This window comes from Sphingobium sp. TCM1 (assembly GCF_001650725.1).
In the GTDB taxonomy this organism is placed as follows: domain Bacteria; phylum Pseudomonadota; class Alphaproteobacteria; order Sphingomonadales; family Sphingomonadaceae; genus Sphingobium.
In genome coordinates this window covers 214,769-228,703 of the sequence record NZ_LXVX01000012.1, presented here as the reverse complement: position 1 = coordinate 228,703, position 13,935 = coordinate 214,769, and the positions used below count along the sequence as shown (strand labels likewise).

General features: G+C 59.6%; 15 protein-coding genes. 9 read left to right on the top strand and 6 right to left on the bottom strand.

Translation table 11 applies throughout. From position 1 onward, the window contains the following. Positions 1 to 86: 86 nt before the first annotated feature. A complete protein-coding gene (locus A7Q26_RS10010; protein ID WP_084439070.1) occupies positions 87 to 764 on the bottom strand; it encodes a TetR/AcrR family transcriptional regulator in 678 nt (225 codons plus the stop codon). Between the two features lie 57 nt (positions 765 to 821). On the opposite strand from A7Q26_RS10010, the gene A7Q26_RS10005 reads away from it, so the two are divergent. Both A7Q26_RS10005 and A7Q26_RS10000 read left to right on the top strand, forming a co-directional pair. After that, entirely contained in the window at positions 822 to 1,745 is a 924-nt protein-coding gene (locus tag A7Q26_RS10005; protein ID WP_066859237.1) for a Rieske (2Fe-2S) protein, read from the top strand. 17 nt (positions 1,746 to 1,762) lie between these two features. Further along, positions 1,763 to 2,809, top strand: a complete 1,047-nt coding sequence (locus A7Q26_RS10000; protein ID WP_232313745.1) for an aromatic ring-hydroxylating dioxygenase subunit alpha — start codon at positions 1,763 to 1,765, stop codon at positions 2,807 to 2,809. Between the two features lie 100 nt (positions 2,810 to 2,909). Here A7Q26_RS10000 and A7Q26_RS09995 read toward each other — a convergent pair whose 3' ends face one another. Together A7Q26_RS09995 and A7Q26_RS09990 are read right to left on the bottom strand one after the other, a co-directional pair. After that, a complete protein-coding gene (locus A7Q26_RS09995; protein WP_066859236.1) occupies positions 2,910 to 3,698 on the bottom strand; it encodes an SDR family NAD(P)-dependent oxidoreductase in 789 nt (262 codons plus the stop codon). Between the two features lies 1 nt (position 3,699). Further along, positions 3,700 to 4,266, bottom strand: coding sequence for a nuclear transport factor 2 family protein (locus tag A7Q26_RS09990; protein ID WP_157102524.1), 567 nt, complete (start codon positions 4,264 to 4,266; stop codon positions 3,700 to 3,702). Positions 4,267 to 4,290: 24 nt separating this feature from the next. On the opposite strand from A7Q26_RS09990, the gene A7Q26_RS09985 reads away from it, so the two are divergent. From A7Q26_RS09985 to A7Q26_RS09965, 5 genes are all read left to right on the top strand, one after another. Then, entirely contained in the window at positions 4,291 to 5,685 is a 1,395-nt protein-coding gene (locus A7Q26_RS09985) for an aromatic ring-hydroxylating dioxygenase subunit alpha (protein ID WP_066859234.1), read from the top strand. Between the two features lie 23 nt (positions 5,686 to 5,708). After that, entirely contained in the window at positions 5,709 to 6,269 is a 561-nt protein-coding gene (locus A7Q26_RS09980) for a 3-phenylpropionate/cinnamic acid dioxygenase subunit beta (protein ID WP_066859233.1), read from the top strand. A gap of 166 nt (positions 6,270 to 6,435) precedes the next feature. After that, positions 6,436 to 8,022: a phytoene desaturase family protein gene (locus A7Q26_RS09975; RefSeq protein WP_066859232.1), complete on the top strand. Its 1,587-nt coding sequence runs from the start codon at positions 6,436 to 6,438 to the stop codon at positions 8,020 to 8,022. Next, positions 8,019 to 8,237, top strand: a complete 219-nt coding sequence (locus tag A7Q26_RS09970) for a hypothetical protein (protein WP_066859231.1) — start codon at positions 8,019 to 8,021, stop codon at positions 8,235 to 8,237. Before A7Q26_RS09975 ends, A7Q26_RS09970 begins: the two co-directional genes overlap by 4 nt. Then, a complete protein-coding gene (locus A7Q26_RS09965) occupies positions 8,234 to 8,758 on the top strand; it encodes a flavin reductase family protein (protein WP_066859230.1) in 525 nt (174 codons plus the stop codon). The genes A7Q26_RS09970 and A7Q26_RS09965 overlap by 4 nt, the downstream gene beginning before the upstream one ends. 78 nt (positions 8,759 to 8,836) lie before the next feature. On the opposite strand, the gene A7Q26_RS09960 is transcribed toward A7Q26_RS09965, so the two are convergent. Both A7Q26_RS09960 and A7Q26_RS09955 read right to left on the bottom strand, forming a co-directional pair. Beyond that, complete coding sequence (locus A7Q26_RS09960) at positions 8,837 to 9,712, bottom strand: SDR family oxidoreductase (protein ID WP_066859229.1); 876 nt, start codon at positions 9,710 to 9,712, stop codon at positions 8,837 to 8,839. Then, entirely contained in the window at positions 9,712 to 10,515 is an 804-nt protein-coding gene (locus tag A7Q26_RS09955; protein WP_066859228.1) for an SDR family oxidoreductase, read from the bottom strand. Before A7Q26_RS09955 ends, A7Q26_RS09960 begins: the two co-directional genes overlap by 1 nt. A gap of 41 nt (positions 10,516 to 10,556) precedes the next feature. Here A7Q26_RS09955 and A7Q26_RS25545 point away from each other — a divergent pair, with 41 nt between their 5' ends. Further along, the gene (locus A7Q26_RS25545; RefSeq protein ID WP_198162905.1) at positions 10,557 to 10,820 is read left to right on the top strand and encodes a hypothetical protein; all 264 of its coding nucleotides are present in this window, start codon (positions 10,557 to 10,559) and stop codon (positions 10,818 to 10,820) included. Next, entirely contained in the window at positions 10,804 to 11,454 is a 651-nt protein-coding gene (locus A7Q26_RS09945) for a TetR/AcrR family transcriptional regulator (RefSeq protein ID WP_066859226.1), read from the top strand. Before A7Q26_RS25545 ends, A7Q26_RS09945 begins: the two co-directional genes overlap by 17 nt. Here A7Q26_RS09945 and A7Q26_RS09940 read toward each other — a convergent pair. Continuing rightward, positions 11,451 to 13,871 (bottom strand): TonB-dependent receptor, encoded by a 2,421-nt coding sequence (locus tag A7Q26_RS09940; RefSeq protein ID WP_066859225.1) that lies wholly within the window; start codon positions 13,869 to 13,871, stop codon positions 11,451 to 11,453. The two genes, A7Q26_RS09945 and A7Q26_RS09940, sit on opposite strands and share 4 nt — an antisense overlap. Between the last annotated feature and the right edge of the window lie 64 nt (positions 13,872 to 13,935).

Genomic DNA, 13,935 nt, shown 5'->3' with positions numbered 1-13,935 from the left:
CTCCCGAGCAGTCTTATGTCGGGATGCAAAATCGGTACGGCGCGCCACTTCTTCACCTATCCATGGGAAGGCGGTGCCGACCTGCATCAGCCAGTGGCCGCTTTTACCAGCACAGCCACAAACCGATCCCTTATGTTCTCCTGCCCTTCGGCGGGCGTGTCCAACCGCTCCGCCAGCGGCCGGGCGGCATAATAGGTGCCAACGCCATTCACCAACAGCGACATGAACGCGATCGCCGATACCGGCTTACTCCCATCCCTGGCGAGCGCCTGAAGCAGTGCTTCAAGCTCACGGCGAAAGGGCTCGACAAATGTTCCGACCAGATGGTCTAGTCGCCAACTTTCATGAATTCCCTCGATCGCGAAAAGGCGCGTCACCTCAGGATGAGCCGCCGCCGTGTCACAATAGGTACGGATCAGTTTCACAATCCGTTCCTGCGGAGGCAAGTCGACTTGCGCAAGCACGGCAAAGGAGGCGGCCGAAGACTGGCCGACGCGCAAGTCAACCGCCCGTTTCCACATCTCGGCCTTCGTCCCGAAGCGCAGCGGCAGCAAATTGTGACTGACGCCCATTCGTCGCGCCATGTCCCTGAGCGATGTCGCCTCATAGCCCCATTGCGTGAAGATATCGAACGCCTGCGCTAGCAACGTATCGTCATCGCCCACAGGCTCGGCCGAGCGCGGCGGCCGTCCTCGAGGCCTTGTTCCGGGGACTTTTCGTATGTCTTTCGATGTCACTTCGCACGTTCCGTTGTTGCGCGTCATCTATCCAGCTTGACTCTAAATTGTCATCTGTCAATTTAATAGGAGAGAGGGCCCGATATGTTGATAGCAGAGCATAGCCGCCAACCCATCGCCATTGCGTTGTCGGAAGAAGTGACCAGCCTAAAACCGCTGGGCGTGGATATAGGGGACCAGCAGATCGTTCTGTGGCGGGACGGTGATGGCGTCGCCCATGCGCTGGAAGATCGCTGCCCCCACCGCCGCGCACCGCTGTCGCTGGGCTGCGTGCGCCAGGATGGGCATTTGCAATGCGGCTATCATGGCTGGTCCTTCGACGGCACCGGACAGATCATCGATATTCCCCAGATCCGGCAGCAGGCCAAATTGCCGGCGATCTACAGCGCACAGGCCTTCCCGACGATCGAACGGGATGGCTTCGTCTTTGTCGGCGACGCGGCACAGGCGGCCCCACAGGTCAATGCCGGCGACACCCCCGATCTTCCGCTGCACGGCACCGCATACAGCCCGGTCGATCAGGCGCGCCTGATGGCGTTGCTGCTGGATGGCCCGCAATTGCTGATCGCCCTTCCCGGTATCCACATCAGCGAATATCCGCTGGCCGATCCGCAATGGCTGGACGGGATGATCGTCTATGAACGTGCTTGCAGAAGGTCGAGCGGATTGCTCGGCGGTCGCTGGCTCAACGACCATTGGCGCGCGGAATTTCCCTTCGCGCTGCGTTTCATGATCCACCCCCGCACCGGCTTTTGTCGGCTCGTCCTGCGCGATGGCGACAATGAAGCGGTCATGGAAGCCGCATTGTCGTTGGTGGAGGCGCGGCGTGGCACCACAGCAATACGATGGCGTGCACGCCATCGCACCAAGACCGGCCGCAGGCCGCCGCTGTCGATCACCGGTTCGCCTGACGGCAACGCTATGCGCATCCTGCCGCGCGACGTGTCCACCATATTGCATGAACCGGCGATGGCGCATGACCTCCCCGCTGTCGCGCTGACCGCCTGAACCCGAAGGACCTGGCCATGAACCATTTCGCCAACATGCTGCCCCCGGAAAATGACCCCAGCTTCAGTGTCAACAGTTGGACGCCGCGCGATGTCATTCTGCGCGATGCCTGGTTTCCGGTGGCGAACGCGCATCATGTCGGCCGGAAGCCAGTGCGCCGGTCGATCCATTCCCAGCCCTATTATCTGTGGCGCGATGGCAATGGCGTCGCGGTCGCCAGCGAATTTCATCCCGCCAATCCCGTGAAGGATGGCGGCTTCTTCACCGGGGGAACGGGCTTCTATCCCGCCATCGAGCGCTGGGGCTATATCTGGGCCTGGTATGGGGATCCCGCGAACGCCGATGAGATGGTCCTTCCCGATGTGCCCTATCTGCCGCGCGATGGCGGACTGCCCAAATATATGTCGGGCACCGTTCGGTTCGACTGCACGTCCGCGCTCAGCCTGGAAAATCTGATCGACCTGACCCATGCCGATTATCTCCATGCCAGCGTCGTGGGCGACGACCTGTCGGATGACGACGGTATCGAAGTTGTCACCACGTCGGAAACGGTGACGATGATCCGCACCTGCAAGGGCAAGTCGGTCGCGCCGGTCATGCGTTATGTCGGGGGTACATTTGCCCGCACGCAGGACGTGCGAGCCGTCATCCACATCTTCCTGCGAAGCCATGTGGCGCTGGCCTATGGCCGCTACCGCCCCGGGTTCGACGTGCCGTTATTCCATCCTTGCATCCCCGAAACGCGTGACCGGTGCAGGCTGGACTATACCTTCAACATGTCGGGGACGCTTAGCCCGTTCCGCTATGTCATGCCCAAGGCGAGCTACATCGTGTCGGGGCAGGATAATTATATGACCCGGCCGCAAAACCAGGCCTATCTTGAGCCGACCAGGCGCCGCGATCTGCATAGCCCGTTCGATCAGTCCGGCCAGAAATATCGCGCCGGAATGCAGGCCCTCGCGCGCCGCCAAGCCGCCGGCGATTACAGCTATCGGTCCGACGGACTATTGAGCGCGGATTGCAGCGAATTGCTGGGCATCGACCGCAAGCAATATCAACGCTGACCAGGTCCGCACGGCAGGTTCGGTCACGGCTTTATCAGCTTCGGGCCAAAGCGGGATGGCGGATCGACCAGGTTACGATCGGCGATCCGCCATCCGGGCCCTACAACAACAGGAAGCCGCCATCGGCGATCAACAGATGACCCGTGACAAAGGCTGATGCGTCGGACAGTAGATAGACCGTTGCAGCGGCGATGTCCCCAGGCAAACCCAGTCGACCGACGGGCAGCGGCATCTTGGTCATCAGCTTTTCGGTCTCCAACGGTCCTGGGGACCGCAGGGAACCCTCAGTCGGAACAGGTCCGGGCAAGATGGCGTTGACCCTGATGCCCTGCTCCCCCAGCTCCAGTGCCGCCTGCCGCGTCCATGAATGGACCGCGGCCTTCATCGCATTATAGCCTGTCAGCCCGCGCATCATCGGATGGACGCCACCAAGCGAGCCGATGTTGACGATGGCGCCGCCCCGTCCCTGCGACGTCATGATGCGCGCAGCTTCCTGCGCCAACAGCAACGGGCCGCGCAGGTTCACCGCGTACAGCCGGTCCAGCAACGTAGCGTCAGTCTCGCTGAAATAGGCCTTGTCCTGAATCGCCGCATTGTTGACCAACAGGTCCAGCCCGCTAAAGGCGGAACTGGCCTGCTCCACCGCCGCGCGGACGTCCGTTTCCTTGCCCTGATCCATAGTGATCGCGATGGCCTCGACACCCAACGCGGTCAATTCGGCGGCTGCCTTGGCTGCACCTTCCCCATTGATGTCGGCAAGCGCGACCTTGGCGCCGGCGGAACCGAGATAAAGGGCAATCTCGCGCCCCATGCCCTCAGCCGCGCCGGTGACCAACACAGATTTGCCCGTCAGGCCGAATAGCGCCTGGATGTCGATCGATGCGGCCATGTCAGTTCATCTCCGCATGTTGACGCACCAGCTTGAGACGCGCGATCCGCCATTGATCGTCCTCGATCGCATATTCCGCCTCATACCAGCCAAGGGCCCGCGTCGATCGGAACGGTACCGGCGATTCGACGCCATCGGGCCAGGCGACAAAGTCCTGCATCGACCAGATCCCGCGCGCCTTTCCCGGAGCTGTCAGTGCTATTTCGGGCTCGTGTACCTGATGCATGGTCACGGCCTGTTGCATGAAGCCGCGAACCTGTTCGACGACCTTCCCGCGACCCGATATGAGTTGCTCGCCCATGGCTGGCTTTATGTCATCGGACACATCCATCACCACGTCGGCCGTAAAAACCTGCCCCCATTCCTCCCATGATTTCCTGTCGAGCAACCGACAGTAGCGCGCCTTGAGCGCGCGAATCTCGGCGATCGCTTCCAATCTTTCCAACGCATCCATGCATCCCTCCTCTTCTAGTCGTTGCTCGCCGCACGCTCCGATCGGCCAGTCATTTCCGCCGACATATAAATTGATTATTGAACGAATCGTGCATTTTCTGTATAACTCGTTCAACCAATTTCACCCATGGAGAGGAATATGCTCGACAAGTCGCCACTTCGGCTATCCGACGGCACATCGCTGGACGAGCTGATCAAGGTCGAAACCAATGAGGTGTCGATGCGCCTGCTGCACGACCAGGAAATTCACGACCTCGAAATGGAACGGATTTTCGGCAAAACTTGGCTGCTGCTCGGTCATGAAAGCGAGATTCCCAAGTCCGGCGATTTCGTCACCCGCTATATGGGCGAGGACCAGGTCATCGTCTCACGCGATCGCGCCGGGGAAATCCATGTGTCGCTCAATGTCTGCCCGCATCGCGGGATGAAGGTGTGCACGGCGGAAATCGGCAATGCGCAGGTGCATCGCTGCATCTATCATGGCTGGGCGTTTCGCACGGACGGCAGCTTCGTGGGATCACCCATCGAGCGGGAGAATATGCACGGCACGATCATGGCGAAGGAGCAGCTTGGCCTGCGCAAGGCCCGCGTCCATCTCTATGCCGGCATGATCTATGCCACCTGGAATATCGACGGACCGTCCTTCGACGAATTTCTGGGCGACATGAAATTCTATTACGACATGTTATTCGACCGGACCGAGGGCGGCCTAGAACTGCTCGGTCCGCCGCAGCGTTTCGTTATCAATGCCAATTGGAAGACCGCGGCGGAACAATCGGCGGCGGACGGCTTCCATACGCTGACGCTCCATCGTTCGCTGATGGAAACGGGCGTCATGGCCGCCGACCCGGAGACGATCTACGCCGCCGCCCCGGCGATGTATGGCGTCGATATCGGCCATGAACATGGCCATGCGCTCCGCTGCATCCCGGCGGAAACAATCTTCGCCTTCCTGATCGGCCGTACCGACATCAAGGAAATGAGCGTCGAGGAGCGGATGGAGACGCTGCCGCCACCCGGAATCCAGAAGGAATTGCTGGACCAGGTACGGGCCAAGATGAGCGCCGACCAGCTTCGCCTCCTCGCCACCTGCGCGCCGCAGGTCGGTGGCATGTTCCCCAACATCCTGCTCGCCTTCATCTACGCCCCGCGTGACGATGACGGCTATCCCGGCGCACTTACGCTGCACACCTATAATCCGCGCGGCGTGGGACAGGTCGAGTTTGTCAACTATATTTTCGCCGAACGCGATGCGACGCCTGAAATGAAGCGCGATATGCTCGCCAACTCGGTGCAGCAGACCGGCACGTCGGGCACGATCGAACAGGACGACGCGGACACCTGGCCGCAAATGTATCTGAATGCCAAGGGCGCTCAGGGCCGACGATCCACCCTGAAATATCAGGCGTTACTGGGCGTCAACAAGCCTGAAAACTGGCCCGGCGGCGGGTTGGTCTATGATGGCTTCACGAAGGACGACACCCAGTGGAACTGGTGGATGTATTATCGGGAACTGATGTCGACACCGGCCTGAACTTGCTGATTGGGAGAGAATGAATGGCAACCGCAGAAATGACCGCGATCGGCGAAATGACGGGCGCGCGCGTGATGGTTGGATCACCCATCTATAATGAAGTGACGCAGTTTCTGTATGAGGAAGCGCTGGCGCTCGATCACCGCGATTTCGACACCTGGACGGCGATGCTGGCGAAGGACCTGCGCTATACCGCACCGCTGCGCATCACCCGCACGGGGCCTGCCCGCAACGACGACATCGTGCGCAACGCCCGGCATTTCGACGACGATTATCGCTCGATTATGGGCCGCCTGGGTCGGTTGGGCACCAAGAGCGCCTGGGCCGAAGACCCGCCTTCACGCACCCGGCGTCTCGTCACCAACATTCTGGTACGCGACACCGACCGGGAGGATGAGTTTGCGGTGAGCAGCTATCTTTACATGAAGCGCAGCCGCTATGATGATCCCACTTACAAGGAAATTTCGGCCGAACGACGTGACATGCTGCGCCGAATCGGACCGGCCCATTGGCAGATCGCCCGCCGCGAGATCATCATCGACCAGTCGGTTCTGGGCATGTCGAACCTCGCGGTCTTCCTCTGAAGGTGAGCGAGGACGGGCGGACAGGCCGCCCGTCCCCGCCATCGCACGCCGTTCGATCTCGTCCGCGTGCTTTGATGATCGTTCCCTATCCATCGACAGGCGATGAATCGCCTCTGCCCCGCGCACAGCGGATGCAATTCGACAAATTCCGTTACGGGAGAGAAATGTGGCCCAGACCTATGACTATGTAATCGCCGGCGGCGGCCACAATGGCCTGGTGGCGGCATGTTATCTGGCCAAGGCGGGCCTGTCCGTCTGCGTGGTCGAACGCAATGACAAGATCGGCGGAGGGGTCATAACCCATGACAACACGACCCTGCCCGGTTTTCGCCATGACACCCATAGCGTTGCCCACACGATGCTGCAGGCCAATCCGCTGCTCGTCAACGACGAACTGGGCCTAAAATCCAAATATGGGCTGGAATATCTCAACCCCGGCAAGATGACGGCGGCGATCTTCGATGATGGCACCATCCTCGAATTCCACACCGGGCTGGAAGAAACATGCCAGTCGATCGCCAGGATTTCGGAGCGGGATGCAGAGGCCTATTACCGCTTCAACCAGACCGTGTTCAAGATGCTCGACATGCTGGTGATGGGCATGTTCTCGGTGCCGCCGGCTGTCGGAATGCAGGCGATGATGATGGACCAGACGCCCGAGGGCCGCGAGTTGATGCGGCTTCAGGCGATCAGTAGCTGGGACCTTATCAACGAATGGTTCACCCATCCCAAGATCAAGATCGGCCTGGCGCGCTACGCTTCCGAAGCGATGACCAACCCTTTCGACAATGGCACGGGCTTCGGCTTCTACATCATCCTGCCCTTCATGCACAAATTCGGCGCCGGCGTACCGGTGGGTGGATCGGGCGCGCTGGTCGATCGCCTGCTCATGTGCCTGAGCGATCATGGCGGCGTGACGCAACTCGGCAGCACCGTCTCGCAGATCCGCATGGACGGCGGCAAGGCTTCGGGCGTGATCCTGGACAGCGGCGAGGAAATCCTCGCGCGCAAGGGCGTGATCGCCAATCTGCATGTCAAGCAGGTCTTCCCCCATATGCTTCCGGGACAGGAGATGCCCGCCGGCTTCCAGAACCATGTGAACACGCTAAAATCCGCCAGCATCCAGCCCTTCGTCATGCATCTGGCGCTGAACGAAGAGCCCAAGTTCAAGATCGGCGACAGCGTCGATCCCTTCTTCTGGATCGAACGGTCGCACAGCGATGTGGAGGAATTCGCGCAGGCCTTCCGGGACATGGAATATGGCATTCCGCGCCGCGACTTCGCCGCTTGGGTCGGCCAACACAAGATCGACAAGACCCGCGTGCCCGAGGGCAAGAGCGCGCTGCACATCTACGCCTTTGCACCCTATAATCTCAAAAATGGCGGCCCGGCCAAGTGGGACGAGATCGGTGCGGAAGTGGCGCAGGGTTTCCTCGACGATCTGCGCGAAGTCACCACCAACATGGGCGATGAGAATATCCTGGCCACCAAATTTTACACCCCGCTCGATCTAGAGCGCGGCAATATCTCGATGATCAACGCCGACATCGGCCATCTGGGCCTCTACAACTTCCAGCTGGGCGGGATGCGCCCGGTACCAGGCTATGCCCAATATAAAATGCCTGTGGACGGCCTCTATATGTCGGGCGCCTGCACCCATCCGGGCGGCGGCGTCACCGGTGCGTCGGGCCGCAATGTCGCGCAGGTCATCTTTGACGATCTCGGCATCGATTTCGAAAAGGTCATCGCATGAAAGTGCACAATAAGGATGGCATCGAGATGATGGACATAAAGTCCATCGACAAGGATGGCGACAAGCTGGTCATCAAAGGCAAGATGATGGGCAGCATGGCGACCGTGATCCATGTGAAGCCAGAGGACCTCTGGGACGCCTTCAGCATGGTTTCCTGGAAAACGCTGTTTTCCCTGCCGATTATGCTTCTGCGCGGACGGAGCGTAAAAAAATGACTGCTTCCGCCATCGATGCGGTCACCTTCCGTCATGTCATGAGCCATTATCCCACCGGCGTCTGTGCCATAACCGCAGCGCGGCAGGATGGTCCTCCGGCGGTCATGATCGTTGGATCCTTTACGTCGGTCTCGCTGGCGCCGCCGCTGGTCGCATTCTTTCCGGGCAAACAATCATCCACGTGGCCCATGATCGAAAGCAGCGGCCAATTTTGCGTCAATGTGCTGGCGGATGACCAGGGTACATTGTGCCGGAAGCTGTCTTCCAAGGCGCCTGACAAATTTGCAAATGTCGCGTGCCATCCGTCCAACCTTGGTAATCCCATCTTGGACGGCGCGCTGGCATGGATCGATTGCAAGCTATTTGCCGTCCACGAAGCGGGCGATCACCATATAGTGATCGGCCACGTCGATGCATTGGAAATCCACGCGCCGGGCAATCCCCTGATTTTCCACAAAGGAAATTACGGTGGGCTTGCGTCAGCGGTGACCGTTTCCGACTATTCCATTAACATTCGCTGACGCCGGATTCTGGCCAGACTATTTTCATTTTCTGCCTTAAAGCACGGCGGGATGGAGCACGCGGGTTAACCGCCGCCATCATCCGCGCATGTCCAGCACCCACCGCCGTGCAAACTCCGCGTACCGCGTAGCCTTGCGACCAATAATCGCCTCAAGCACAAAGCCATTGCCGCCGTCATAGCCATGGGCGTCATGATAAGCACACATGCCCGCCACCGTTTCCACCGTCCATGCCGGCGCGCCGGTAGCGCGCATAGCCGCCGACCATTCCGCGGCATCCTGCTTCCCGGCTTCCACCTTGCGCCCCATCGCATCGCTCAAAAGCGCCGCCATCTGCGTGCCAGTCAGAATATCGTTGCTGCACAATTCATAGATGCCACCGCGCAGGCAGGGATCTGTCATGGCGATCGCGGCAGCCTCCGCAATGTCGACCACGTCGACCATCGAATAATGTCGCTCAGGGTCCCAAGGCCATGCGAACCGTCCCGTCGCCTGCACCTTCGGCCAGATAAAGCCGAGATTTTGCATGAACATCGCCGGTTGCAGAATGGTGCAGCAAAGCCCCGACGTCAGCAAAGCCTGTTCCACGCGCAGCTTGTTCACATGATGCCGCAGTTCTGGAATGATTGAGTGAAAACAGGACATGAACAGAAAATGTCCGATGCCCGCGCGCCGGGCGGCCGCGATCATGGATACGCCGATCCGGTCTTCGTCCTCGACCACCGATGGCGGGATATGCAGCACGCTATCCGCGCCGGCCAACAAGCGATCGAGATCGGCATCGTTCCTGAAATCGCCACGCACGACCTCCAGCGCGCCCAGCGCCTGAAGCTTCGCTGCGGAGGTATCGCTGGAGGAGAGGATTTTCAGGCGATGTCCCCGGCCCCGCAAAGCAGCGATGATCGGGCGGCCCAGCATCCCCGAAGCGCCGGTCATGGCGATGCTTTGCGTCATCAGAGCAGCCCCTCCACCTGGCCGCCGTCACACAGGATGGTCTCACCGGTCGTAAAGCCGGACCCCTGCGAGCAAAGGAACAGCGCCAGCGACGCGACTTCATCCACCTTGCCCGGTCGATTCAGGGGATTGTTGGCGAAGAACTCGTGCATGATGTCGTCAAAGCTGCGCCCCGATTCCGCCGCGCGCGCATTGAGCCACTCGGTGGATTGCTCGGTCACGATCGCGCCGACGCCGATGGTGTTGAAGGTGATGCCGAACCGGCCATAATCGCCCGCCAGTGTCTTGTTGAGGCCGATCGCCCCCGGACGGGTGGCATTGGCAAGCACGTAAGAGAAAAACGGCGTGGTGCGCAGCGGCGATTTGGCGGTGCCGGACCCGACCGTTACGACACGACCCCATCCCGCATCCTTCATGCCCGGCAGTACCGCGCGGACCATATTCATGTAGCAGACATGGACCAGATGATAGGCCAAGCGAAAATCATCATCGTCAAGATCGGAAAACGCACCGGGTTTCGGTGCAAGCATATTATAAATTGCAATTTCCGGCGGACCGAATGCGGATTTGGCCACCTCCACCGCCGCCGCATAATTGCCGACTTCGGTCAGGTCCCCCGCTACGCCGATCGCCTTTCCCCCAGTGGCACGAATGGCATCCACCGTAGCGTCGATCGCGGCCTGTTCACGCGCGGCGACTACCACCTTGCATCCTTCAGCCCCAAGCATTTCGCTGATCCTGCGTCCGATGCCCTTGCTGCCACCGGTGACCAGTGCGACTTTCCCGCTAATTCCCAAATCCATGACATACCTCTCTTTTCGGCCAGATCATGGAGCACCGGACTTTGGATAAACCTGTCGTGCGGAAGGGTCGGCCGGCACACGCGCTGGGGATTGGTTTGGTCTTGACTCGGCTGGCTATCGAAACCACGCCGGAAATTATGAAGGACGCGGTCATCGAACATCAAAAATCGCCCAATGCAGGCAAGCTGCAGAATGTGGTGGATGTCGTGCGGTTCATTGCATCCGACGACGCAGTCGCCGCCCGCGACAAGTCTGGCGCCGCGGATCTCGGCCGAACGGTTCGGTCCATTGTCGCCACGCGTTGATCGCCCTCGACGCGGCCGGCCACGGCTCGATGACGGCCCGGCGCTGGACAGGCATCGGCTGATCGCGGTGCTGATGGACATTGCGCGGGCGGAAGGGTTGGAGGCGCTCAACATGCGTCGCGTAGCCGGCGATTTAGGTGTTTCCCCCCGCCTGCTTTATCATCATGTGCATGACAAGGAGGACATGGTCGCGCTGCTCGCGGACGAGATTACCGGCAGCACGATGCCCGATCTTTCCCAAGGCAATTGGGATGATCGCTTGCGCGCGGTCAATGCCGCGACGCAGCGCGCCTTTCGAGAATATCGCGGCATTCCAGCTAATATTCTTTCAAAAGCATTGCGGACCCATAACCGCGTCCACGGGACCAGGATGCGCGAAGGCGTGCTTCAGGCGTTGCGCGACGCCGGATTGAATGCGGAGCAGGTGGAGATCGCCTTTGTGCAATTCTCGATCATCACGCTGGGCAGTCTCGTTCTACATGAAAATCTGTCGGACGCGGATGGTCATCTCGCCATTCCCGCCGAGCGCGTCGAACATGGTATCGATCTCGGTCTCGACCTGCTGATCTTCGGGATCAAGCGACTGGCGGACGGGCAGTCACTACTGCCCGTCCGCGATCAGGGTCTGGACTAGCGCCCGCCGCCGCCAAATGTATAGCTGAGCGTCAGGCCATAGGTTCTTGGCTCGCCTACATATTCGGTGGCGATGCCCAGATCCGTGTAGAGATCGGGGAAAGCGCGGGTGACATATTTTTTCTTGGTAAGGTTACGGCCCCAGACGGCGAGTTCGCTGCCGGGATTGTCAAACTTTAGCGCGATGCGCCCGCTCAGCAACCCGTAAATTGGAATTTTGCCGAGCCTATTCTGTACGTCGCCGCCATTCGCTGGATTGCCTTGCGATGTGTAGAAGCGCTGACTACTCACATAGCTGTAATCCAAATGGAAGCTGGCTTCACCGATACCGGTGGGAACCACCTGCGTCGCGCCGATACTATACTGGACTTGCGGAACCTGGATGAGGGGTTCGTTGCTGCGGTCGCCACTGGCGTCCACAAAGCTGCCGCGATCGAATTTGCCGGAGAGGTAGGACAGATTACCCTGCACCTGCATCCCCCGCCATGGTATAAGGACCGTCTCCAATTCCACGCCATCAAGCTGTATATCGCCCGCATTGGAGATGAAAGAAGTGGAAATCGGCGGATTGCCGACACCAACGCTGACGACGCGCTGCGAGTCTTTCAACCAGCTATGGAAAACGGCCATGTTCAAGCGCAGACGGCGATCGAACATATCAGCCTTGAAGCCGAATTCCACGTCGGTCAGTTCTTCGGGGCTAAAGGCAGGCACCGCGCCGATGCGCAGGTTCCAACCCCCGGCATGCGACGCCCGGCTGCTCTTGGCATAGAGGAACAGGCCATCCGTCGCCTGATAATCCAGTCCGATCGTCCAGGCGGGATAATCGAACTTTACGCGGTTGGTCTGCGTACAATTTGCAGGATTGCCGTCATCGGGGACGATGGTGCAGTTGGGTCGGAAGCCGCCCGCAGCCGAATTGAAATATACGGCATTGCCCGGTGCACCAGAAACCTGCAAATTATGCAATTCGACGGCACGTTTGTCCCACGTCCAGCGCAATCCAGCGGCTAGGCGAAGTTTGTCCGTGAGATTATAATAGCCCTGAAGATAGCCTCCAAATGTCGTGTTGGTGATGTCCGCATCGTTGCGGCCGACATAGCCAACAGAAGGCGGTGGCCCCATATCCTTGAACAGGCCGAAGGGCTGAAAATCCGAAAACTCGACGCCGGTTTCCCGAGAATAATAGAGACCGGAGATGATGTTGAAGCGATCCGTTAGGTCAGCACTCAATTGAAGTTCCTGCGAGAAGGCCTTAGACAAATACCCGCTTTCGGTGGATAGGACAGGAATGGGTGTCGCATCCAGATCGATGAAGCCACGTGCATTGCTGTATCGGTAAGCCGTGATCGACTTGATATCGGCACTGCCCACGCTGGCCTTTACGGTGGCAGAGAAACCATAGGTCTTCGTATCATTATATGGCAGCAACAAGGGCACGTTGGCATTGGCGGAATAGCCAGTACCATTGGTCTCATACCAATTGCTCTTGTTGTGCGCGAAGCTGTTCATGATGGCCGCTAATGACGGCCCGACGGGCGTTGCATCGGCCGGATTGGGATCGAGCGGGAAAATGCCGCCCAGCGGACTCAACGGATTGGCCGCTGCAAGCGTGACGAGCTGGCCGCTGTCCTTCTGGTGATTATAATCACCCGCCAGCACAACGGAAAAATTACCGTCCGGCGCCTCCCATTTCAGCTTGCCGCGCACCGCATGGCTTTTCAGGTCGTTGACCGGCCGATCCAAGGTCACGTTGCGACCGTAGCCGTCGCGTTCCTTATAGTCATAGTTCAATCGCAAGGCCAATTGGTCGCCCAGCGGCACGTTGACCATCGCGCCGCCCTGAAACGCGTTATAATTGCCATATCCCGCCTTGATGCGCGCGCTGAATTCCTGCTGCGGATCTACCGTGAACAGGTTGAGCGCACCACCAGTGGAATTGCGGCCGAAAAGAGTGCCTTGCGGACCGCGCAGGATTTCCGCGCGGTCCAAGTCCGTCAACTCCACCTGCCCCTGCGAAGGCCGCGGGACATACACCCCATCGATGTAGATGGCGACGGCGGGATCGACGGCGACGCTGGCGTTAAGCGAGCCCTGCCCACGAATTGCGACAAAGGCGAAACTGGACGCCGAAGGCGCGCCGGTCGCGACCGTGAGACTGGGCGCGGTCCGCTGAAGGTCGGTGATATCACTTACCTGTGCCGTGGTTAGCGCGTCACCGGAAAGCGCGGTAACGGCGACGGGCACGGTCTGGACATTTTCCTCGATCCGACGCGCCGTAACCACGATATCCGCTATGCCGATAGCGCCGGAAGCGGCGTCTTTCGCCACCGGAACAGCTTGCGCAAGAGAAACCCCGGAAATGCTCAAAGCGGTGCTCGCAAAAAGCATCGCGCCAACGTTGGCCCGTTTCATCATTATATCCTCCCCTACGGATGACATCATTATTTTTGTATGATTATTCTGGACTGCCCCTGGTACT

What these genes read in the sequence shown, in the direction of transcription:
- A7Q26_RS09965 (WP_066859230.1), top strand. Translation starts at nt 8,234, where the DNA reads ATGACTGCTTCCGCCATCGATGCGGTCACCTTCCGTCATGTCATGAGC.
- A7Q26_RS09985 (WP_066859234.1), top strand. Translation starts at nt 4,291, where the DNA reads ATGCTCGACAAGTCGCCACTTCGGCTATCCGACGGCACATCGCTGGAC.
- A7Q26_RS09960 (WP_066859229.1), bottom strand. Translation starts at nt 9,712, where the DNA reads ATGACGCAAAGCATCGCCATGACCGGCGCTTCGGGGATGCTGGGCCGC.
- A7Q26_RS09995 (WP_066859236.1), bottom strand. Translation starts at nt 3,698, where the DNA reads ATGGCCGCATCGATCGACATCCAGGCGCTATTCGGCCTGACGGGCAAA.
- A7Q26_RS09940 (WP_066859225.1), bottom strand. Translation starts at nt 13,871, where the DNA reads ATGATGAAACGGGCCAACGTTGGCGCGATGCTTTTTGCGAGCACCGCT.
- A7Q26_RS10000 (WP_232313745.1), top strand. Translation starts at nt 1,763, where the DNA reads ATGAACCATTTCGCCAACATGCTGCCCCCGGAAAATGACCCCAGCTTC.
- A7Q26_RS10005 (WP_066859237.1), top strand. Translation starts at nt 822, where the DNA reads ATGTTGATAGCAGAGCATAGCCGCCAACCCATCGCCATTGCGTTGTCG.
- A7Q26_RS10010 (WP_084439070.1), bottom strand. Translation starts at nt 764, where the DNA reads ATGACGCGCAACAACGGAACGTGCGAAGTGACATCGAAAGACATACGA.
- A7Q26_RS09955 (WP_066859228.1), bottom strand. Translation starts at nt 10,515, where the DNA reads ATGGATTTGGGAATTAGCGGGAAAGTCGCACTGGTCACCGGTGGCAGC.
- A7Q26_RS09970 (WP_066859231.1), top strand. Translation starts at nt 8,019, where the DNA reads ATGAAAGTGCACAATAAGGATGGCATCGAGATGATGGACATAAAGTCC.
- A7Q26_RS09980 (WP_066859233.1), top strand. Translation starts at nt 5,709, where the DNA reads ATGGCAACCGCAGAAATGACCGCGATCGGCGAAATGACGGGCGCGCGC.